The organism is Streptomyces jumonjinensis, assembly GCF_009600885.1.
Classification (GTDB): Bacteria; Actinomycetota; Actinomycetes; order Streptomycetales; family Streptomycetaceae; genus Streptomyces; species Streptomyces jumonjinensis.
Window position 1 is genome coordinate 20,514 of sequence record NZ_VCLA01000024.1, and the last position, 21,316, is coordinate 41,829.

At 69.9% G+C, this 21,316-nt stretch carries 14 protein-coding genes and 1 pseudogene; 4 read left to right on the forward strand and 11 right to left on the reverse strand.

The annotated features are described in order from the left end of the window. Positions 1–365: 365 nt before the first annotated feature. From FF041_RS03250 to FF041_RS03265, 4 genes are read right to left on the reverse strand one after another with little or no spacing between them, the layout of a single operon-like run. Positions 366–1,085, reverse strand: coding sequence for an ABC transporter permease (locus tag FF041_RS03250; protein ID WP_153520943.1), 720 nt, complete (start codon positions 1,083–1,085; stop codon positions 366–368). A gap of 16 nt (positions 1,086–1,101) precedes the next feature. Then, positions 1,102–2,013: an ABC transporter ATP-binding protein gene (locus tag FF041_RS03255; protein ID WP_323391086.1), complete on the reverse strand. Its 912-nt coding sequence runs from the start codon at positions 2,011–2,013 to the stop codon at positions 1,102–1,104. Beyond that, positions 2,010–2,912 (reverse strand): ABC transporter permease, encoded by a 903-nt coding sequence (locus FF041_RS03260; RefSeq protein WP_153485240.1) that lies wholly within the window; start codon positions 2,910–2,912, stop codon positions 2,010–2,012. The genes FF041_RS03255 and FF041_RS03260 overlap by 4 nt, the downstream gene beginning before the upstream one ends. Further along, entirely contained in the window at positions 2,909–3,886 is a 978-nt protein-coding gene (locus tag FF041_RS03265) for an ABC transporter ATP-binding protein (protein ID WP_323391129.1), read from the reverse strand. Before FF041_RS03265 ends, FF041_RS03260 begins: the two co-directional genes overlap by 4 nt. 339 nt (positions 3,887–4,225) lie before the next feature. On the opposite strand from FF041_RS03265, the pseudogene FF041_RS03270 reads away from it, so the two are divergent. Next, positions 4,226–5,131, forward strand: a pseudogene (locus tag FF041_RS03270) (alpha/beta fold hydrolase); the annotation flags it as partial. A 46-nt stretch (positions 5,132–5,177) separates the two neighbouring features. After that, positions 5,178–6,125, forward strand: coding sequence for a MerR family transcriptional regulator (locus FF041_RS03275; RefSeq protein ID WP_323391088.1), 948 nt, complete (start codon positions 5,178–5,180; stop codon positions 6,123–6,125). A 274-nt stretch (positions 6,126–6,399) separates the two neighbouring features. Here FF041_RS03275 and FF041_RS03280 read toward each other — a convergent pair whose 3' ends face one another. Next, positions 6,400–7,323 carry an LLM class flavin-dependent oxidoreductase gene (locus FF041_RS03280; protein ID WP_153520945.1) on the reverse strand — a complete coding sequence of 308 codons (924 nt, stop codon included), beginning with the start codon at positions 7,321–7,323 and terminating at the stop codon, positions 6,400–6,402. A gap of 270 nt (positions 7,324–7,593) precedes the next feature. Between FF041_RS03280 and FF041_RS03285 the strand changes: the two genes are divergently transcribed. Beyond that, positions 7,594–8,460 (forward strand): Cof-type HAD-IIB family hydrolase, encoded by an 867-nt coding sequence (locus tag FF041_RS03285; RefSeq protein WP_323391091.1) that lies wholly within the window; start codon positions 7,594–7,596, stop codon positions 8,458–8,460. 176 nt (positions 8,461–8,636) lie between these two features. On the opposite strand, the gene FF041_RS03290 is transcribed toward FF041_RS03285, so the two are convergent. From FF041_RS03290 to hisC, 6 genes are all read right to left on the reverse strand, one after another. Continuing rightward, on the reverse strand, positions 8,637–9,914 hold the full coding sequence (locus FF041_RS03290; RefSeq protein WP_228388009.1) for a peptidoglycan DD-metalloendopeptidase family protein: 1,278 nt from the start codon (positions 9,912–9,914) through the stop codon (positions 8,637–8,639). Between the two features lie 218 nt (positions 9,915–10,132). Next, positions 10,133–11,851, reverse strand: a complete 1,719-nt coding sequence (locus FF041_RS03295; RefSeq protein WP_153520946.1) for a GAF domain-containing sensor histidine kinase — start codon at positions 11,849–11,851, stop codon at positions 10,133–10,135. Between the two features lie 280 nt (positions 11,852–12,131). After that, entirely contained in the window at positions 12,132–15,668 is a 3,537-nt protein-coding gene (cydD, locus tag FF041_RS03300; RefSeq protein WP_323391093.1) for a thiol reductant ABC exporter subunit CydD, read from the reverse strand. A 64-nt stretch (positions 15,669–15,732) separates the two neighbouring features. Beyond that, positions 15,733–16,734, reverse strand: coding sequence for a cytochrome d ubiquinol oxidase subunit II (gene cydB, locus FF041_RS03305; protein WP_153485232.1), 1,002 nt, complete (start codon positions 16,732–16,734; stop codon positions 15,733–15,735). 22 nt (positions 16,735–16,756) lie between these two features. Continuing rightward, complete coding sequence (locus FF041_RS03310) at positions 16,757–18,265, reverse strand: cytochrome ubiquinol oxidase subunit I (RefSeq protein WP_323391095.1); 1,509 nt, start codon at positions 18,263–18,265, stop codon at positions 16,757–16,759. Positions 18,266–18,599: 334 nt separating this feature from the next. Then, positions 18,600–19,679, reverse strand: coding sequence for a histidinol-phosphate transaminase (gene hisC / locus FF041_RS03315; protein ID WP_323372019.1), 1,080 nt, complete (start codon positions 19,677–19,679; stop codon positions 18,600–18,602). A 383-nt stretch (positions 19,680–20,062) separates the two neighbouring features. Between hisC and FF041_RS03320 the strand changes: the two genes are divergently transcribed. Then, a complete protein-coding gene (locus FF041_RS03320; RefSeq protein WP_153485231.1) occupies positions 20,063–21,175 on the forward strand; it encodes a LacI family DNA-binding transcriptional regulator in 1,113 nt (370 codons plus the stop codon). Positions 21,176–21,316: the final 141 nt, after the last annotated feature.

Genomic DNA, 21,316 nt, shown 5'->3' on the forward strand with positions numbered 1-21,316 from the left:
AGCGACCGCCCCCGGGCAACATGCTCACGGGCGGCTTGGCGGAGCCTCAGAAGGCTAATCCGCGTCCTGCCCGGTGCTGCCCTGTGGGGAGCCCGACGGACTCGTATGCGTACATCCGGTCATCGTCGCGCTCCTCTCCCGGTAGGTGGCACCGTTCGAACCGATGTCCGTACGGTGCTATCACCCTGCCCGGAAGCGCGGTCGGCCGCCACCGATTTATCCCTGCTGGGCGACGCCCCGCCGGGCGTCCGCCGACACCCGGCCCCCTTCACTCCGTACGCACGCCGGCCCCCGTCCGTATGCCTGGGACGGGGGCCGGCGTATGAGCGCGAAGGCTCGCTCGTCAGCGCGAAGGCTCGCTCGTCTCACTCCTCGCCCGCGAGCTTCAGCACTCGCAGCTTCTGGCCCGCGTACCAGGTCGCCGCGACCGTGACGACGGAGAGCAGCACGACGGCGACGGGCAGGCCGACGTCCGAGCCGATCAGGCCCTCGCCGCCGATGTCCTCCGCCAGCGCGAGCGCCCACTGCTGCACGCTCAGGGTGCGCGCGCCCGGGACCAGGGTGCCGAAGAATGCCTCCCAGCCCAGGGCGTAGATGAGTCCTATGACCACCGCGTTCCTGCTGACGGTGCCGAGCAGCAGGAAGAGCGCGCTGTAGGCGATCGACGCGACGAGCGCGGCGACGGTGTAGGCGATCGCGATCTGCTGGCCGTTGCCGTTGAGGATGTAGCCCGCTATCAGCGTCGGTACCGCCGAGAAGACCATCGTCACGGCGATCGCGACGATCAGCTTGGTGAAGATGATGGACGACCGCTTCACCGGCTTGGAGAGCAGATAGACGATCGAGCCGTCGTCGATCTCGGGCGCGATCGATCCGGTGCCCGCGATCACGCCGATCAGCGGCACCATCGCGGCGATGGCGAAGCCGCCGAGGACATTGGCGGCGATCTGATCGTCGACGCCGTTGAAACTGCGGACGGCCACCGAGATGGCCAGCAGCAGCGCGGGGAGGATGAAGAGGATGGCTGCTCGGCGCCTGCCGAGTACGGCCCGGTAGGTGAGCCGGGCGACTGTGGGGTTGTACATGACGTCACAGCTCCTTTCAGGCCGTTACGAGGTACGAGAAGACCGATTCAAGAGACTCGTCCGAGGGCGAGACCGTGAGCAGCCGGATGGAGTGCTCCCGCGCGACCTTGGGGAGCAGCTGGGTGAAGCGGCCGAAGTCGACGGCCTGGATTCGGAGCGCGCCCTCGGCGAGGTCCACCTCGATACCGGCCGTGGAGGGGTCGGCGATGAGTGCGGCGGCGAGCGCGCGGTCGTCGCTGGAGCGCACGAGATAACGGTGGGGGCGGTCCGTCATCAGCCTGCGGATCCTGCGGAAGTCTCCGGACGCGGCATGGCGACCGGCGACGATCACCTCGATATGCGAGGCGAGCTGCTCGACCTCCTCCAGGATGTGCGAGGAGAAGAGCACGGTCCTGCCCGCGGCGCCCATACGCCGCAGCAGATCCATCAGCTGCATCCGCTGACGCGGGTCCATGCCGTTGAAGGGCTCGTCGAGCAGCAGCACGGACGGGTCGTGGACCAGCGCGGAGGCCATTTTCACCCGCTGGCGCATGCCCTTGCTGTAGGTCGAGATCTTGCGGTCCTGTGCGTACTCCATCTCGACGGTGGCGAGCGCGGCCTGTGCCTGCTTGGCGCCGAGGCCGTGCAGTTCGGCGTTGGCGAGGACGAATTCGCGGCCGGTGAGGAAGTCGTACATCGCCTCCCGCTCCGGTACGACGCCGATCTGCCGGTAGACGGACTCATTGCGCCAGATCGGCTGTCCGTCGAGGGTGACCGTTCCCGTCGAGGGGGCGAGGAAGCCGCCCATCATATTGATGAGGGTGGACTTGCCCGCGCCGTTGGGGCCGAGCAGTCCGGTGACGCCGGGGCCGATGGTCATGGAGACGTCGTTGACGGCCACGACATTGCCGAACCAGCGCGAGGTGTGGTCGATGGTGATGGCGGTCACAGCCCGGCCTTTCGGTAGCGGCGCATCAGGATGCCGTACGAACCGGCGATGAGCGCGAGGACGACCAGCAGATAGAGCACTCCGACACCGGCGTCGGGGCCCGCCTCGGCCGGGAAGCCGGAGGTGGCTCCGAGGAAGGCGGTCTGCACGCCGTCGATCAGGGTGCTCGGCGAGAACAGGCCGAACCACTTGATCACATCGGTCGAGTCGGTCTCCCAGGCGATGGCCTGGACGATGGTGACCGCGACCGAGCTGATGGTGAGCGTTCCGATGATGGCGGCGACGCCGAATCCCCGGCGGGGGGTGAGCGCGGCGAGGACCAGGCCGATCCCGGCGAAGAGCACGGACATCAGCGCCACGGAGACCAGGGCCTGGGCGACGCCGGCCGTCTGGTCGGCGAAGTCCATCTCGGCGAGCAGCGCTCCGGCGTAGAGGATCACCAGCGGCAGGGCGGTGACGATGAGGAGCGCCGACGCCATGGCGCCGTACTTGGCCAGGACGTAGTCGACGCGCTCCAGGGGCCGCGAGAAATACAGCGGAACCGTCTTGAAGCGCAGGTCGCGGGAGACGGACTGCGGGGCCTGGGAGGCCAGATAGAGCCCGATGACCGGCTGGAGCATCAGCGCGTAAGCGGTGTATTCGAGCGGCAGCTTGGTCGCCTTGGTGGCCACGGCGACCGCGACGACGATCACCGCGGGCAGCACCATGAGCCCGAGCAGGATCATCGGCAGCACCTTGGACTTCGCCGAACGGCCGAGGCCGTAGGCGCCGCGCAGCGACTGCACATAGAGGGAGCGGCGGACATAGGCGCGGCCGAGACGGCGACCGTCGTAGTCGCGGTATCCGATGTTGTGGATACGGGTGGTCTCGGGGGCTGCCCCGGGGGTCTGCGTACTCATCGGTTCTGCGCCTCCATCGGCTGTTCCGCGCCCTGGGCCGCGGCGCCCGGGCGGAAGACCTCGGCGATGTGGTGGCGGCGCTGTTCCATGCGTACGAGTCCGAGGCCGAGCCCGGCGACGGTGTCGCGCACCAGGTCGTAGGTCTCCTCGCCGGTGGCCTCGATGAGCAGGACGTGGCCCGCTCCGGGCAGTCCCTCCTCGACGCCTTCGTGGAAGGCGACTCTGGCCGCGGTGAGCTTCTCGTGGAGCGCGGCGCTGCCGTCGGGGTGCTCGTCGCTGTCGGTGACCTCGATCGCGAGGGTGGTGGTGGCCTGGGTGAAGTCCCTGGTGGAGCTGGAGCGCAGCAGGGAGCCGCCGTCGATGACGACGACATGGTCACAGGTGCGTTCGAGTTCGCCGAGGAGGTGTGAGGTGACGAGGACCGATATGCCGAAGTCGGTGTGGATACGGCGGATCAGACCGAGCATCTCATCGCGGCCGACCGGGTCGAGGCCGTTGGTCGGCTCGTCCAGGAGGACCAGTTCGGGGTCGTGGACCAGGGCCTGGGCGAGCTTCACCCGCTGCTTCATACCGGTCGAGTAGCCGCCGATGGGGCGGTAGCGCTCTTCGTAGAGGCCGACATGGCGCAGGGTGTCCGCGGTGCGCTCACGGGCGGCGGTCGGCGGCAGTCCGGACATGCGCGCCATGTGGACGACGAACTCGGTGGCCGAGACGTCGGGCGGCAGACAGTCGTGCTCGGGCATATAGCCGACCTGCTCGCGGATGGCGCTGCCGCTGGTGGCGACGTCGAGGCCGAGCACGGCGGCCCGGCCTTCCGTGGCGGGGGACAGACCCAGCAGGATCTTGATCAAGGTGGACTTGCCGGCTCCGTTGGCGCCCACCAGACCGGTCACGCCCGGTCCGATGTCCAAGGAGAGCCGGTCAAGCGCGGTCACCCGGGGGAACCGCTTGCTCAGGCTTTCGGTCACGATCACAGTCACGCTTCGACGGTAGTGGCGCAGGACACAACGGGCGTCAACCCTGACGGCTGGATCGGTGTCCGACTCAAGACGTACGCGACCCTGAGGCGGGGATACGAAAGAGAGCGGTTACGGAACCGGTGGGTAGCCGGTGGTCGCTCGGGCGGGCGGGTGGTCGCTCGGGCGGACCTGGCTGAACCTGTCCCGGGCCGGCCTGGCCTGGCCCTGCCCGGCCCTGCCGGCGAGTTTTCCACAGGGCGGCGCAGGGCCCTTGACGTAGCCGTCGGGCATTGTCACATTCATCAATGTCACGTTATGGCCGGGGTGTTCGGTCTCGGGTAGGCGGGAGAGAGCGTGAGTGTGCAGGGCGCGCGTGAGCGCTGGGTCCGTACGGGTGGAATCGAGCTGTGCGTCGCCGAGCTGGGCGATGACTCACTGCCCACGGTCGTGCTCGTCCACGGCTATCCGGACAGCAAAGAGATGTGGTCCGAGGTGGCCGCCCGGCTGGCGGACCGCTTCCATGTGGTGCTGTACGACGTCCGGGGCCATGGCCGCTCGACTGCCCCGAAGCCGCTGCGCGGCGGCTTCACACTGGAGAAGCTGACGGATGACTTCCTGGCGGTCGCGGACGCGGTGAGCCCGGACCGGCCGGTGCACCTGGTCGGCCATGACTGGGGCTCGGTCCAGTCATGGGAGTTCGTCACGGTGAAGCGCACCGAGGGCAGGATCGCCTCCTTCACCAGCGTCTCCGGGCCGTCCCTGGACCACTTCGGGCACTGGATCAGAGAGCGGGCGGGCAAGCCGACGCCCCGCGGGCTGGCCCAACTGCTGCGCCAGAGCGCTAAGTCGTGGTACGTGCTGGTGCTCCACGCCCCGGCCCTGCCGGAGCTGGCCTGGCGGGGGCCGCTGGGCAGACGCTGGCCGAAGACGCTGGAGCGGCTGGAGGGCATCCCCAGGGGCGACTATCCGACCGCGTCGCTGCCGAGCGACGCGGCGCACGGGGCCTGGCTCTACCGCGACAATGTCCGCGCCCGGATGAGCCGCCCCCGCTCCGACGCGTACGCCCATGTGCCGGTGCAGCTGATCACCCCGACCGGTGACGCGTTCCTCTCCGAGCGGCTCTACGACGATCTGGACCGGTGGGCGCCTGAGCTGCTCCGGCGCACCCTCCCCGCCAAGCACTGGGTGCCGCGCACCCGGCCCGACCAGGTGTCCGCCTGGATCACCGACTTCGTCATGGCGCGCGAGGACGGTGCTTCGAACGGCCCGTCACCGGCGTAGACGGTCTGTCATCGAGGGAGTGGGCGTGTCCGAACAGTCAGTCGCAGTCGCCGAGTACCGGATCGAGGATCTGGCGCATCACAGCGGGGCCACGGTCCGCACGGTCCGCGCGTATCAGGACCGCGGGCTGCTTCCGAAGCCGGAGCGGCGGGGACGGTCCAATGTGTACGGTCCGGCCCATCTCGCCCGGCTGCGCCAGATCGCCGATCTGCTCGATCGCGGCTACACCCTCGCCTCGATCAAGGATCTGCTGGAGGCGTGGGACACCGGGCGGGGGCTCGGCGGAGTGCTCGGACTGGTCGCCGAGGTCCAGAAGCCGTGGACGGATGAGAAGGCCGACCGGATCACCCGCGCGGAGCTGAACGCCAGATTCGGCGGCGGACCGGATGACGCGGCGGTCGCGGAAGCCCTGGAGCTGGGGGTGCTGGAGCCGGTTCCGGGCCGGGACGACGAGTTTCTCGTGCCGAGCCCCCAAGAGCTCGCCGTCGCGGCCGAGCTGTCTGCGGCGGGGGTGCCGCTGAGCGCGGTCTCCGGGCATCTGCGGGAGCTTCGGGGGCAGATGGAGCACATAGCCTCCCGTTTCCTGGAGTTCACCACCGAGCATGTCTTCGCCCGCTATCCGGGGCACCGGCCGCCGACCGAGGAGGATGCGACCGAGGCGGCGGACATGGTCCGGCGGCTCCGCCCGCTCACACAGCAGACGGTGGACGCCGAACTGACCCGGGCCATGCGGACTTTCGCCACCCGCCGTCTCCAGCGGCATCTCACGACGGACGACCCGCCTTCGACCGGCCGTGAGCCCCGTCCGATCAGCCTGCCCGCGGAGACGATCCATGCGGTGCAGAACCTGGTTGGGCCGGAGAACGCCATCGCGTTCATCACCGCCGCGACCGAACGTGAGCTTCAGACGCGCGCGTTGGACGCACTCGCTCCAAGGAGCATGAAATCAGAGCACTTTGATCAAAAGATCTGATGTCACACATGAGTTGTCCACAGCTTTGCCAATTACCCTGTGGGTAAACCGATTTACCTGTGGATCAAACCTGTCGAGCGATATTTTTTTCAGTGGCGAAGGCAACAATACGCGGTCCAGTCCGACGGTATGGACAGCCGACAGAAATACCGGAGAGGCTCCTCGGCCGGTTCCTGCGGGCTCCCGGGCGAACCGTCGCGGAGGCGGCCGGGACCCGGGGCATCCGGCGGAAGAGCACCGGCTGATCCGGCGAATCCGGCGAAAGGACACCGGATCAGCCGGCCGGGACGGTCTCGGCGCCTCCCTGGAGCTGGGCGAGCGCCTCGGTCGCGATCCGCTCGAAGACGGCCTGATCCGCGGCGAAGTCCGAGTCCGGGATCGGGGCGTGGATCACGATCTCCGTGAACCCGAGCTCGTAGTGCCTGCCGGCGAAGTCCACAAAAGCGTCCAGAGACTCCAGCGGCACGCCCCGGTCCGGTGTGAAGCCGGTGAGCAGGACCTTCTCCAGCCCGGCCGCGTCGCGCCCGGCGTCGGCGCACGCTTTGCCGAGCTTCTCGATCTGGCCGCGCAGCGCGTCCCGGGAGTCCGCCGGGGTGCCCGTCTCGAAGATCCCCGGATCACCGGCGGTCACCCACGCCCGTCCGTGCTCCGCCGCGAGCCGCATACCGCGCGGCCCGGTCGCGGCGACCGCGAACGGCAGCCGGGGCCGCTGCACACAGCCGGGGAGATTATGGGCCTCCACCGCCGAGTAGAAGGTCCCGCGGGAGGTCACCGCGGGCTCGGTCAGCAGTCGGTCCAGCAGCGGCAGAAACTCGGCGAACCGGTCGGCCCGCTCCTTCGGCGTCCATGCCTCCTGGCCCAGCGCCGTGGCGTCGAAACTCTTGCCGCCCGCTCCGATGCCCAGCGTGATCCGCCCGCCGGAGATGTCGTCCAGCGAGATCAGATCCTTGGCGAGGGTCACCGGATGACGGAAGTTCGGCGAGGTGACCAGGGTCCCCAGACGCATCCGCTCGGTGGCGGCGGCAGCCGCGGTCAGCGTGGGGATCGCGCCGTACCAGGGGCCGTACCGGAAGGTGCGCCACGACAGATGGTCATAGGTGTAGGCGGTGTGGAAACCGAGCTGCTCGGCGCGCAGCCACTCATCGCGACCGCCCTGGGACCAGGGGCGGACAGGGAGGATCACGGTGCTCAGACGCATGCGTCGAGCGTACGGGCCCAGTGATGGCGATGTCCCCATAAGTCATTCTTCACTCCGGAGGGATCACGCACCCCGGAGCCCCGGAGCAACAGGAGCCCTCGGAGCCACCGGAGCCTCCGAAGCCCCCGGAGAGCAGGATTCAGCCAGCGCGCTCCCCCTTCGCGCTCCTTCCACGCCAACCTTCACCGTCGAGCCCCGTGTACCCCCGCTCGCGCACTCGGATGTGCGCCCTCCCGTACTCACGTGCGATGTGTACGAGAGAATGGAACGGTGACCTCTGCTACCGATCCCCAGCCCGTGGCCGTAGTCCCCCGGCTGATCGCCACCGATCTGGACGGAACCCTGCTGCGCGACGACAAGTCGGTCTCGGAACGCACCGTCGCCGCCCTCGCCGCCGCCGAGAAGGCGGGAATCGAGGTGTTCTTCGTCACCGGCCGCCCGGCCCGCTGGATGGGGGTCGTCAGCGAGCATGTCCACGGCCATGGGCTGGCGATCTGCGCCAACGGCGCGGCCGTGGTGGATCTCCACACGGGCGGCCGGGTGCTGAAGGTGCACGCCCTGGAGCGGGGGACCGCTCTCGACGTCGTGCACGCCCTGCGCGCCGCCGCCCCCGGCGTCTCCTTCGGAGTCGAGACGGCCATGGGCTTCCACCACGAGCCGCACTATCCGCGGCAGATCTCCTATGACCCCGGCACCATCGTCGCGGTCGCCGAGAAACTGCTCCAGGAGGAGCGGTCCGGATCGGACGTCCCGGTGCTCAAGCTGCTCGCCCACCATCATGAGCTGGCCCCCGACGCCTTCCTCACCCTGGCCCGTTCGGCCGCCGGCGCGCTCGCCTCCATCACCCGGTCGAGCCCCTCCGCCCTGCTGGAGATAAGCGGCCCGGGCGTGAGCAAGGCCAGCACCCTGGCGCTCTGCTGCGCCGAGCGCGGGATCTCCCCCGCCGAGGTCGTCGCGTTCGGCGATATGCCCAACGATGTGGAGATGCTGACCTGGGCGGGGACGTCGTACGCGATGGGCAACGCCCACCCCGATGTGCTCGCCGCGGCCTCCGGCCGTACCGTCGCCAACAACGACGACGGCGTCGCGGTGGTCATCGAACAGATCCTGGCCGGTCTTCCAGGACGCGAGGTCTGACGCACGACCTGGCATCCGCGGCAGGAGATCCGACGCGCGGCCGGTCTCTCACGGCGCGCGATCCGGTGTCCGGCCCGCTGTCCACCTGCTGTCCGGCCTGTCGCACGGCCCGCTGCCCGGCTTGGCGCCCGGCCTGGTGTCCGGCCGCGTGCAGGACCCCGAGAAGGGGTACGGCGTCACACCCGTACGCCCCGCTCCCTCAGCCAGTGCGCCGGATCCACCCCCGACCCGAGGTAGGGCGTCAGCCGGACCTCGAAGTGCAGATGCGGCCCGGTCGAGTTCCCCGTGGTGCCCGCCAGACCGATCAGCCGCCCGGGATGCACCCTGTCGCCCCGGGCGACGGCCGCCGACGCCAGATGCGCGTACTGCGTGTAGTACCCGCCCGGGTGCTGTACGACGATCTCCAGGCCGAAGGGTCCGCCGCAGGAGACCGACCACACCCGGCCCGCGCCCACCGATCGCACCGGTGTGCCGATTCCCACCGCGAAGTCCTGCCCGGTGTGCCGGTGCTCCCAGCGCTTCCCCGCACCGCCGAAACCCGCCGACAAGCGGTACCGCTCCACCGGCGCCACCCAGGACGCCTGCGCCGCGACGACCCGCCCGGCCGTACCGGATTCCGGCGCGGACCCGCCGATCCGGATCCGCGCCGGCGGTCGCGCGTTCCGGTCGCCGGTGAACACCACCGGCACCGGAACGGCGCCCGAACGGGCTCCCGGTACGGCTCGGAGGGCCGTCTCGGCGAAGGACGGTCGCGCGGGCACGGGAATCCCCAAAATCCCCGGCACGGGCTTCGGCGGCGTCCCGCGTACCGGCGGCGGCGCGGAAAGACGCCGGGCACGTACCGGGCACACCTCCACGACGGCGTCGCGGACCGCCTCCGCCCTGAGCGTCCGCTGGGCGACCTCCAGCCTGGTCTCGATGGTCCGCCGCGCCGCCGCCAGCCGTGCTCTGCGCCGGTCCAGCTCCCGCCACGCGGCCCGGGCCCGCCCCTCCGCGACCGTGAGCCGCCGCGCGGCCTCCCGGGCCCGGTCGAGCAGCCCGCTCAGGGTGTCCTCCGCCTGCATGGCGTAGCGGCGGCCGAGCAGCAGCTCCTCGGGGTCCCTCGCGTACAGCAGCCGGGCGGTCAGGGAGAGCGGACCGCCCGTGCGGTAGCGGGCCCGGGCGACCGCGCCCACGGCGTCATGCACCGCGGCGAGCTCGCGCCGTCTGCGGTCGAGCCGCTTCTGCAGCTCCCCCGCCCTGATCCGCTGGGCCTTGGCCGACCGTCTGCCCCGTTCGTACGCGGCGGCGGCCCGCGCCGTCTCCTCGTACAGCCGTGTCACCTCGGTGCCGGGATCCGCGCCCACCACCCCGGAGGCCGCCGCCCACGCGGGCACCGCGGAAGAGGGCCCCAGCAGCAGCGCGCACAGCACCATCGGTACGAGCGGCAGCCGGCCGCAGCGTCTCACCCACATGCCGGGATCGTCGCGCGGCACCGGGGCGAACCGGGGTACCCGCGAGGTGCCGCACCGCGTGTCGTACCGCCATCCGGCCCAGTGTCCGAGCCTGGGGACCGTCTGGGGACCGTCTGGGGGCCTCGGATTCCGCTGGGCTCGCGTGCTCCGGCGCCAACACCGCGGAGGATTCCGTCCGGCCCTGCGGAAGGCTTTCGGAGGCTTTCGGAGGCTTTCGGTCAGAGCGGGGCCTCCCAGCGCACCGTGGTCCCCTGCCCGTCCGCCCCGATCCCCGGACCGCACACGCTCGAACCGCCGAGCGACTCGGCCCGCCGGGCGAGATTGCGCAGCCCGCTCCGTCTGCCGCCGTCCGGGATGCCGACCCCGTCGTCGGCGACCGTCAGCCGTACGCCGTCACAACCGTCGGGCAGCTTGACGGTGGCGTCCACGACCACATCGATACGGGAGGCCCCGGCATGCCTGAAGGCGTTGGAGAGCGCCTCCCGCAATGCCGCGATCAGGTTCTTGCCGGTGAGCTCTCCCACGACCGTGTCCACCGGGCCGTTGAAGCGGTGCCCCGGTGTGAAGCCGAGGGGCACGGCGGCCATGTTGATCTCGCGCAGCACCCTGGTCCGCAGCCCCGAGGGCGCCTCGGCCGGGCCCTGCTGGAGCGCGAAGATGGCCGTACGGATCTCCTGAATGGTCACATCGAGTTCGTCGACCGCCTTGCCGACGCCGTCCTGGACGGCGGGCACGAGCGATTTACGCTGTGCGCCCTCCAGCATCATCCCGGTGGCGAAGAGCCGCTGGATCACCAGATCGTGCAGATCGCGGGCGATCCGGTCGCGGTCCTCGTACACCGCGAGGCGCTCCCGGTCGCGCTGCGCCTCCGCCATGATCAGCGCCAGCGCCGCCTGGGAGGCGAACTGGGTGGCGAGGGTCCGCTCGGCCTCGCTGAACGGGCGGGCGCCGCGCGCCCGTGGGGTGGCGAGCGCGCCCAGCACCCGTCCGCCGCTATGCAGCGGCAGCATCATGCTCGGCCCGTACCGCTCGGCGAACCCGGTGATCATCCGAGGGTCGGCAGCCGCGTCCACGACGAACACCGCTTCACCGGCGAGCAACTTGACGACCAGCGGACTCTCCGCCGGAACGACCGTGCCCAACAGCGTGCCGATGGGGCGGTCACAGGCCACGGCCGCAATCTCCAGACCGCCCTCCCTGGCGGGGAGCAGCACGATCCCGGCGGCGGAGTCGGCGAGTCTGCGGGCCTGTTCCGCGACGACGGTCAGGGCGTCGTCGGCGTCACCGCCGGAGAGCAGGGCGGTGGTGACCGCCACCGAGCCGTCGATCCAGCGCTCACGCTGGCGGGCGGCCTCATAGAGGCGGGCATTGCCGATGGCGATGCCCGCCTCGGTGGCGAGGACGCGCACCATATGGAGGTCGTAGTCGTTGAACTCGCCCCCGCCGTTCTTCTCCGCGAGATAGAGATTGCCGAAGATCTCGCCCTGTACCCGGATGGGGACGCCGAGAAAGGTCCGCATCGGCGGATGGCCCGCCGGGAATCCGGCGAAGCGCGGATCCGAGGTCAGATCGGCGAGTCTGACCGGGGCGGGGTCGTGGATCAGTGCGCCGAGCAGCCCCCGGTGGCCGTCCGGCCTGCGGCCGATCCGCCGGGCTGTCTCGGCGCCGACGCCGTAGGTCACGAAGTCGGAGAGGCCCCTGCCCTCCTCGTCCACGACGCCGATGGCGGCATAGCGGGCGTCGGCGAGCTCGGCGGCGGTCTCGCAGATCCGGTCGAGTGTGGAGTGCAGTTCCAGACCGGTCCCGACGGAACGCATGGCTTCCAGCAGCTGGGGGACGCGGGCCGTCAGCTCGGTGGACAGGCCCTGGAGACTGCGGGTCGCCACGGTCGCGGCTTCGAGCGGGTCCTTGGCGTCCTTCGGTTCGGGCACGGTCATGCTCTTGAGCCTAGTAATTCCGTTTTAGGGAGGAAAGTCGGCTGCTTCCCGAAGGAGTGACGCCGAAGGGCGGTGCCGCTGAGGCGCTTCCGGTCGCCGGGCCCGGCTCCCTGGACCCGGCTCCCTAACCGGCCTCCCCGGCCCCGGCCCGGCGGGCGACGCCGAGCCCTCCCGCCCGGAGCCGCCCACCGGTCCAACCGCTTCCGGGCGGGAGGGCCCGGCCCCTCGCCGGTCCAACCGCTTCCGGTTCAACCACCCGCGGGCTCAACCCCTCGCCGGCTCAGCCACCCGCCCCCGAGGCCCCCGCCCCGAGCAGATCCGCGGCCCGCTCCCGCTCCAGCATCCGCCGCAGCGGCCCCTCGGCCCCGGCCAGCTCCGCATAGGTACCGCGCTGCACCGCCCGGCCGTCCTCCAGTACGACGATCTCGTCCACCGTGTCGAGCCCCCGCAGCCGATGTGTGATCAGCACGGTCGCCGCGCCCCGGGCCGTACGCCCCTCGGTGGCCGCCAGCAGATCCGCCGTCAGCGCGTCGGCGGTCGCCAGATCGAGATGCTCGGCGGGCTCGTCCAGGACGAGCACGGGGAAGTCGGCCAGCAGCGCGCGGGCCAGCGCGAGCCGCTGCCGCTGACCGCCGGAGAGCTGCGCCCCATGCTCGCCCACCAGGGTGTCGAGCCCATCGGGCAGTTCGTCGACCCACTCCAGCAGCCGCGCCTCCGCCAGCGCCCGGCGCAGCTCCTCCTCCGTCGCCTCCGTGCGCGCGAGCTTGAGGTTCTCCCGTACCGAGCTGTCGAAGACATGGGCGTCCTGGGCACAGAGCCCGACCAGCCGCCGGACCTCGTCGCCCGCCAGCGCGTCCGCGGCCACCCCGCCGACCGTATAGGCGCCCTCGCGGGTGTCCAGGAAGCGCAGCAGCACCTGGGCGAGCGTGGTCTTCCCGGAGCCCGAGGCTCCGACGACGGCGATACGGACGCCCGCCGTGAGCGTGAGATCCAGGCCGTCGAGCGCATCGCGGCCGGCCTCCGGATACCGGGCCCGCAGCCCCCGCACCCGGAGCGGGAACGGTGTGGCCGGGGCGGCGGCCGGCTGCTTCGGCTCGTGTACGGGAACGGGCGCGTCCAGCACCTCGTACACCCGCTCGGCGCTGCGCTTGACCCGCTGCCGGTACTGAACGGCCAGCGGCAGACCGTTGACGGCTTCGAAGGCGGCGAGCGGGGTGAGCACGACGACCGCGAGCAGCACACCGTCGAGCCGTCCGTCCGCCACCGCCCGCACTCCGGCGAGTGTGGCGAAGACGACGGTCAGTCCGCAGGCGAGGCTGGTGAGTCCGCTGCCGAGTGCGGTGGCCGCCGCCCCCCGGGAAGCGATCCCGGTCAGCCGGCGGTCGGCCTCACGCGCTCCTTCCAGCCGGTTCCCCAGCGCTCCGGCGACGGTGAGTTCGGCGGTCCCGCGCAGCAGATCGACCAGACGGGTGGCGAGCACCCCGCGGGCCGGGGCGAGCTGCCGCTCGGCGCGGCGGGCGACCGCCCCGCTGAGCAGGGGTACGGCGAGCCCCGCGGCGAGCAGTCCCACCGCGAGGACGGCCCCGGCCTCGGGCAGCAGCCAGGCGGTGAACCCGACCGATGCGACGCCGACCGCCACGGCCGCGCCCACCGGCAGCAGCCAGCGGAGCCAGTAGTCCTGGAGGGCGTCCACATCGGCGACGAGCCGGGAGAGCAGATCGCCGCGTCTGCTCCGCCGCAGTCCGGCGGGGGCGATGCGCTCCAGACGGCCGTAGACCGCGACCCTCAGCCCGGCGAGCATCCGCAGCACGGCGTCGTGGGAGACCACTCGTTCGGCGTAGCGGAAGACGGCCCGGCCGATGCCGAAGGCGCGGGTGGCGGTGACGGCCATCATCAGATACATCACGGGCGGCTGTTCGGAGGCCCGGGAGATGAGATAGCCGGAGACGGCCATGAGGCCGACGGCGGATCCCAGCGCGAGAGTGCCCAGCAGCAGCCCGAGCCCGAACCGGGACCGCTGCTCGCGGGCCGCGTTCCGTACGCGGGTGAGGGCCGGGGTGCCGGTGTCGGCGGCCCCGGTGAAGTCGTACCGGTCCTCGTCCGCCAGCGCCGCCGTCTCCGCGCCGGTGCCGGACGGCGCGGTGGCGCGTACGGCCCCGGTCTCCGTGCCGCCGCCGGACGGGGTGGTGCGGGTGAGGGTGACCACCCGGTCGGCCACGGCGAGCAGCGCGGGCCGGTGGACCACCAGCAGCACGGTCCGTCCCGCCGTCAGTCTGCGTACGGCCTCGACCAGGCCCGCTTCGGTCTCCCCGTCCAGGGCCGCGGTGGGCTCATCGAGCAGCAGCAGGGGCCGATCGGCGAGAAAGGCCCTGGCCAGGGCGATCCGCTGGCGCTGGCCCGCCGAGAGTCCCGCGCCGTCCTCCCCGAGCACGGTCTCCATGCCTTCGGGGAGCGCGGTGATGAACTCGTAGGCCCCGGCGTCCCGCAGCGCGCTTTCCACGGCTCCGTCGTCGGCGTCCGGCCGGGCCAGTCGTACGTTCTCGGCGACCGTTCCCGCGAAGAGACAGGGCCGCTGGGGCACCCAGGCGATCCGCTCGTGCCAGCGAGCGAGGTCGAGGTCCCGGAGGTCGGTGCCTCCGATGCGTATCCGGCCCTCGGTGGGTTCGGTGAAGCCGAGCACCACATCGAGCAGGGTGGACTTGCCGATGCCGCTCGGGCCGACCAGGGCGACGGTCTCCCCTGGTTCCACGGTCAGCGACGCGGCGTCCAGCGAAGGTTCCGCCCGCCCCGTATGGCGGACGGTCACCGCGTCGAGCTCCAGGCGTGAGTCCGCCGGCGGCTCGTGTGTACCGCCGGCACGCGGCTCGGTCTCCAGAACGGCGAAGATCTCCTCGGCGGCCGAGAGCCCTTCGGCAGCCGCGTGGTACTGCGTCCCGACCGTCCGGATCGGCAGATACGCCTCCGGAGCCAGAATCAGGATGACCAGCCCCGTATAGAGATCCATATCGCCGTGGACCAGCCGCATGCCGATGGTGACGGCGACCAGGGCGACGGAGAGGGTGGAGAGCAGCTCCAGGGCGAAGGAGGAGATGAAGGCGATACGCAGCGTGCGCATGGTGGCCCGCCGGTACTCCGAGGTGATGGAGCGGATCGACTCGGCCTGGGCCTTGGCCCGCCCGAAGACCTTGAGGGTCGGCAGTCCGGCGACCACGTCCAGGAAGTGGCCCGAGAGCCTGGACAGCAGCCGCCACTGGCGGTCCATCCGGGTCTGGGTGGCCCAGCCGATGAGGACCATGAAGATCGGGATCAGCGGCAGGGTGACCACGATGATGGCGGCGGACACCCAGTCCTCGGTGACGATGCGCGCAAGCACCGCCACCGGCACCACTACCGCGAGGCCCAGCTGCGGCAGATAGCGCGAGAAGTAGTCGTCCAGCGCGTCGATGCCACGGGTGGCGAGGGCGACCAGCGATCCGGTGCGCTGACCGCTCAGAAAGCCGGGACCGAGTTCGGTGGCGCGAGCCAGCAGCCGTTCCCGCAGCTCGGATTTGACCGCGGCGCCGGCGCGGTGCGCGGCGAGCTCGGTCAGCCAGGAGACCGCCGCCCGGCCGACCGCGACCGCCGCCAGCAGCACCAGCGGAGTCATGAGGTCGGCGGCGGAGAGCCCCTTCTCGAAGGCTCCCACCACCGTCTCGGCGATCAGCATCGCCTGGGCGACGACCAGCGCCGCTCCGACAAGTCCGAGGAGCACCACCGCGAGCAGAAAGCCACGGGTGGCCCGGGCGTATCGGAGCAGACGCGGGTCGATCGGTTTCACGTGAAACATCCCCTGCCGATGGGACCGATAGGGCCAATGGAGCCGATAGGACCGATAGGCATGGCTAGTGGGCGTCGGCGATGTGCTGGGTACCGATCCGCTTACGGAACACCCAGTACGTCCAGCCCTGGTAGAGCAGCACGACCGGGGTGGCGATACCCGCACACCAGGTCATGATTTTCAGCGTATACGGGGTCGACGAAGCGTTGGTGACCGTGAGGTTCCAGGCATCGTTGAGCGAGGACGGCATGACGTTCGGGAAGAGCGTCAGGAAGAGCATTCCGACCGCGGCGATGATGGTCACCCCGGAGAAGGCGAACGACCAGCCCTCGCGTCCGGCCTGGTTCGCCACGATGGCGGCCACCAGCGCCGCCACCGCGATGATCATCGCGACCAGGCTGCTGCCGTCTCCGTGCATACCCTGGGTCCAGATCAGGAAGCCGAGCGCGAGCACGGCCGTGACCAGCCCCAGCTTGAGCGCCAGCGCCCTGGCCCGCCCCCGGATGTCCCCCACGGTCTTCAGTGCGACGAAGACCGTGCCGTGGAAGGTGAAGAGGGAGAGCGTCACCAGTCCGCCGAGCAGCGAGTAGGCGTTGAGCAGGTCGAAGACGTTGCCGACGTACTCCATCTCACTGTTGATCTTGACTCCCCGCACGATGTTCCCGAAGGCCACACCCCAGAGGAAGGCCGGAAGCAGCGAGGTCCAGAAGATCGCGTTCTCCCAGTTGCTCTGCCAGCGCTCCTCGGGCCGCTTGTGGCGGTATTCGAAGGACACCCCGCGCACGATCAGACAGATCAGGATGAGCAGCAGCGGCAGATAGAAGCCGGAGAAGAGGGTGGCGTACCACTCGGGGAAGGCGGCGAAGGTGGCGCCGCCCGCGGAGAGCAGCCATACCTCGTTGCCGTCCCAGACGGGACCGATGGTGTTGATCAATACCCGCCGCTCCTTGCGGTCGCGGGCGAGCAGTTTGGTCAGGACGCCGACCCCGAAGTCAAAGCCTTCGAGGAAGAAGTAGCCGATCCACAGGACGGCGATCAGGACGAACCAGACGTTGTGGAGTTCCATGCCTCAGCAGCTCCTCAGGGCCTCAGTACGAGAAGGCCATCGGCCGGTCGGGATCGCGGTCGTCGCCGCCGATCTTGGTGGGCGGGTTGAGGTCCGCCTCGGTGAGCTCGGGCGGTCCCAGCTTGACGTACTTCACCATGAGCTTGACCTCGATCACGGCGAGCACCGCGTAGAGCAGGGTGAAGATGATCATCGAGGTGAGCACCTCGCCCTGGGAGACGCCGGGGGAGACCGCGTCACTGGTGCGCAGCACTCCATAGACCACCCAGGGCTGCCGCCCCATCTCGGTGAAGATCCAGCCCCATGAGGTGGCGATCAACGGGAAGGTCATGGTCCACAGGGCGACGATCCAGTACCAGCGGGAGAATCGCGGGCTGAGCGCCTTCTTGCGGAAGAGCACCAGATTCGGCACTTCGTCCTCACCCGTCCGCAGCGCCTGCGGCAGCAGGAACTTCTTGCGGGTGAGCCAGAGGCCGAGCAGCCCGATGGCGAAGGACGCCATCCCGAAGCCGATCATCCAGCGGAAGCCCCAGTAGGCGACGGGGATATTGGGCCGGTAGTCACCCGGGCCGAACTTCTCCTGCTCGGACTTGTTGATGTCGTTGATTCCGGGGACGTACGAGTGGAAGTCGCCGTTGGCGAGGAAGGACAGCACGCCCGGGATCTCTATGGCGACCTTGTTGTGGCCCTTGTCCACGTCTCCGTAGGCGAAGAGCGAGAAGGGGGCGGGGGCCTCGCCGTCCCACAGGGCCTCGGCCGCGGCCATCTTCATCGGCTGCTGCTTGAACATGACCTTGCCGAGGAAGTCGCCGCTGACAGCGGTGAGCATTCCGGCGAAGATCACGGTGACCAGGCCGAGCCGCAGCGAGGTCCGCATCACGGGGATGTGCTTCTTGCGGGCCAGATGGTAGGCGGCGATACCGACCATGAACGCGCCGCCGACGAGGAAGGCGGCCGTGATGGTGTGGAAGAACTGAGTGACCGCGGTGTCCTGGCTGAGCACCTGCCAGAAGTCGGTGAGCTCGGCCCGGCCGCGCTCCTCGTTGATGCGGTAGCCGACGGGGTGCTGCATCCAGGAGTTGGCGGCCAGGATGAAGTACGCCGAGAGGACGGTGCCGATCGAGACCATCCAGATGCAGGCCAGATGGACCCTCTTGGGGAGCTTGTCCCAGCCGAAGATCCACAGGCCGATGAAGGTGGACTCGAAGAAGAACGCGATCAGCGCCTCGAAGGCGAGCGGGGCGCCGAAGATGTCGCCGACGAATCGCGAGTAGTCGGACCAGTTCATTCCGAACTGGAACTCCTGCACGATTCCCGTGACCACACCCATGGCGATGTTGATCAGGAAGAGCTTGCCCCAGAACTTCGTCGCCTTGAGGTACTTCTCCTTGCTCGTGCGGACCCAGGCGGTCTGGAGGCCCGCGGTGAGCGCGGCGAGGGAGATCGTCAGCGGGACGAACAGGAAGTGGTAGACGGTGGTGATACCGAACTGCCATCGCGCCAAGGTCTCCGGCGCCAAAGCCAAGTCCACGTCGTCATCTCCTTACATCGACGAGGTCGATCGGCAGTTTGCCTGATTAATCCCAGCGATCGCGGGATGAACAGGACACGCTTGTGAACGCGTTCACATTCACAAGCAATTATGTCTCACACAGGATCCGCACTGAAGACCGGGGTACCCCCTACGCGCCGGACCGCCCGGAGAGCGGACACAGCACTGCCCCGGACCGGCGGACCGGTCCGGGGCAGCGGGCTGAGAAGAGGCGGGCTGAGCGCTTCCGCCTGCCCGGGACGTTCCCGGGGCGCGGGCTTTCCCGAGGCGCGGGCTTTCCCGGGACGCGCTTCAGCCTTCCCGGGGCGCGCTCCTACCCTCCGTTACGGAACGCGTCCGCGGTGCGCAGAAAGAGATCGTTGGCCTCGTCCTCGCCGATGGTGATCCTTACTCCCTCCCCCGGGAACGGCCGCACCATCACCCCCGCCTTCTCACAGGCGGCGGCGAACTCGACCGTCCGCTCGCCGAGCCGCAGCCAGACGAAGTTCGCCTGGGTCGGGGGCACGGTCCAGCCCTGCTTCACCAGGGTCTCGTGGACCCGGGTCCGCTCGCAGACCAGCGAGCCCACCCGGCCCAGCAGCTCATCCTCGGCGCGGAGCGAGGCCACCGCCGCGTCCTGCGCGAGCTGGGACACCCCGAAGGGCACCGCCGTCTTCCGCAGCGCGGCGGCCACCGGCTCATGGGCGATCGCGAAACCGACCCGCAGCCCCGCCAGACCGTACGCCTTGGAGAAGGTGCGCAGCACCGCGACATTGGGGCGGTCGCGGTAGATCTCGACGCCGTCCGGGACCTCGGGGTCCCGGTTGAACTCCCGGTACGCCTCGTCCAGCACCACCAGGACATCCGAGGGAACCCGGTCGAGGAACCGCTCCAGCTCGGCCCGGCGCACCACGGTGCCGGTCGGATTGTTGGGGTTGCAGACGAAGATCAGTCGGGTCCGTTCGGTGACCGCGTCCGCCATCGCGTCCAGATCGTGCACCTCACCAGCGGTCAGCGGCACCCGCACCGACGCGGCACCGCTGATCTGGGAGATGATCGGATATGCCTCGAAGGACCGCCAGGCGTAGACGATCTCATCGCCCGGGCCCGAGGTGGCCTGAACCAGCGACTGGGCGACGCCCACCGATCCCGTACCCGTCGCCAGATGCTCCACCGGCACACCGAAACGGTCCGCCAGCTCGTTCACCAGTGCGGTGCAGGCCATGTCCGGATAGCGGTTGAAGGTGTGCGCCGCGGCGATCGCGGTCTCCATCACGCCCGGCAGCGGCGGATAGGGATTCTCGTTGGACGACAGCTTGAACGCGACCGGACCGTCGGCAGCCGCGGGCCTGCCCGGCTTGTATGTGGGGATGCCGTCCAGCTCGGCGCGCAGTTTGGGGCTCGTCTCGCTCACCGCGGGTCCTCCTCGACCGTCCGTGCATCACGGAACCAACACCAATGCTGCTCACCTTATGAGGATTCCGGCCGTACGCGTACGGCCGGAAGGGAATGCGCATCCCCCCGCGCAGAAAGAGGGGGGAGCGCTCGTTTCCCTGGCGCACGCCGGTAGCTCGCTCCGTGGCGCGCATCCCCCGTAGAGGTGAGTTGATACCTCCCCGATACATCGACTACTCACCAGGTCTATGCAACCGGACACCCCAGACGCAATAGATGTAACGTTCAACTCCTTTACTTTCTAAGGCAGTTGATGGGTTACGATCATGCAGAAACGTGCCTGTCAACGAGTGAATATGCGACCGGCCCAACCGCCCATGCGAGCCCTACTATCGGCTCGCCATGACAGCAGCAGGGAAACACCAGGTGAGCCGGACGGACACATCCCGCCGGGGGAGCCGGCAAGGTCGGGCGGGCATCCGAGACGTCGCCGCCGCAGCCGGTGTCTCCATCACGACTGTCTCCGACGCGCTCAACGGGAAAGGCCGGCTCCCCGACGCCACCCGCCGGCATGTCCGCGAGGTCGCCGACCGGCTGGGCTATCGCCCATCGGCCGCGGCCCGCACCCTCCGTACCGGAAAGTCGGGGCTCATCGGCCTGACCGTGACGACATACGGGGATGAACCTTTCACCTTCACGGAGTTCGCCTACTTCGCCGAGATGGCGAGAGCAGCGACCTCGGCCGCGCTCGCCCGCGGCTACGCGCTGGTGATCCTCCCCGCCACCTCACGTCACGACGTCTGGTCGAATGTCGCCCTCGACGGCACGATCGTCATCGATCCCTCCGACCACGACCCGGTCGTCACCGAGCTGGTCCGCCAAGGGCTGCCCGTCGTCTCCGACGGCCGCCCGGCCGGCACCCTCCCGGTCACCGCCTGGGTCGACAACGACCACGAAGCCGCGGTCCTCGATCTCCTCGACCATCTAGCCGACGCCGGAGCCCGCAGAATCGGGCTTCTCACCGGCACCACCACCGACACCTACACCCGGCTGTCGACCACCGCGTATCTCCGCTGGTGCGAGCGGGTGGGCCAGGACCCGGTCTATGAGTCCTACCCCGCCCATGACCCCTGCGCCGGAGCCGTGGCCGCCGATCGGCTGCTCGCCCGCCCCGACCGGCCCGACGCCGTGTACGGACTCTTCGACCCCAACGGCACCGATCTGCTCGCCGCCGCCCGGCGGTACGGACTCCGCGTCCCCGATGATCTGCTGCTGGTCTGCTGCAGCGAATCGACGGTGTACGCCACCACCGAACCGCCCATCACCACGCTCTCCCTCAAACCGCGCAGGATCGGCACGGCGGTCGTCCAGCTCCTCATCGACGCGATCGAAGCGGTCGACGTGGACCGGCCGGTCGAACAGGTGATACCGACTGAATTGATCATCCGGACGTCCTCACAGCGCCGCTCCCCGCGGACCACAGTGAGCGCACCGCGCTCCCCAGCACCGGACTAGACCTCTCAATACGGACGAAACAGCCGACGCATCAGGGGTGCGGAAGGATTCACCACCCCTGGTGCGTCACAGAGCGCGGGCCTCATTCCTATGATGGGCGGACGACACCGCGGACCACCCCGACCAGGCTGGGCCGAGAGG

Coding starts and splice junctions, on each gene's coding strand:
- FF041_RS03250 (WP_153520943.1), bottom strand. CDS start 1,085: ATGTACAACCCCACAGTCGCCCGGCTCACCTACCGGGCCGTACTCGGC.
- FF041_RS03260 (WP_153485240.1), bottom strand. CDS start 2,912: ATGAGTACGCAGACCCCCGGGGCAGCCCCCGAGACCACCCGTATCCAC.
- FF041_RS03280 (WP_153520945.1), bottom strand. CDS start 7,323: ATGCGTCTGAGCACCGTGATCCTCCCTGTCCGCCCCTGGTCCCAGGGC.
- FF041_RS03290 (WP_228388009.1), bottom strand. CDS start 9,914: ATGTGGGTGAGACGCTGCGGCCGGCTGCCGCTCGTACCGATGGTGCTG.
- FF041_RS03295 (WP_153520946.1), bottom strand. CDS start 11,851: ATGACCGTGCCCGAACCGAAGGACGCCAAGGACCCGCTCGAAGCCGCG.
- cydB (WP_153485232.1), bottom strand. CDS start 16,734: ATGGAACTCCACAACGTCTGGTTCGTCCTGATCGCCGTCCTGTGGATC.
- FF041_RS03320 (WP_153485231.1), top strand. CDS start 20,063: ATGACAGCAGCAGGGAAACACCAGGTGAGCCGGACGGACACATCCCGC.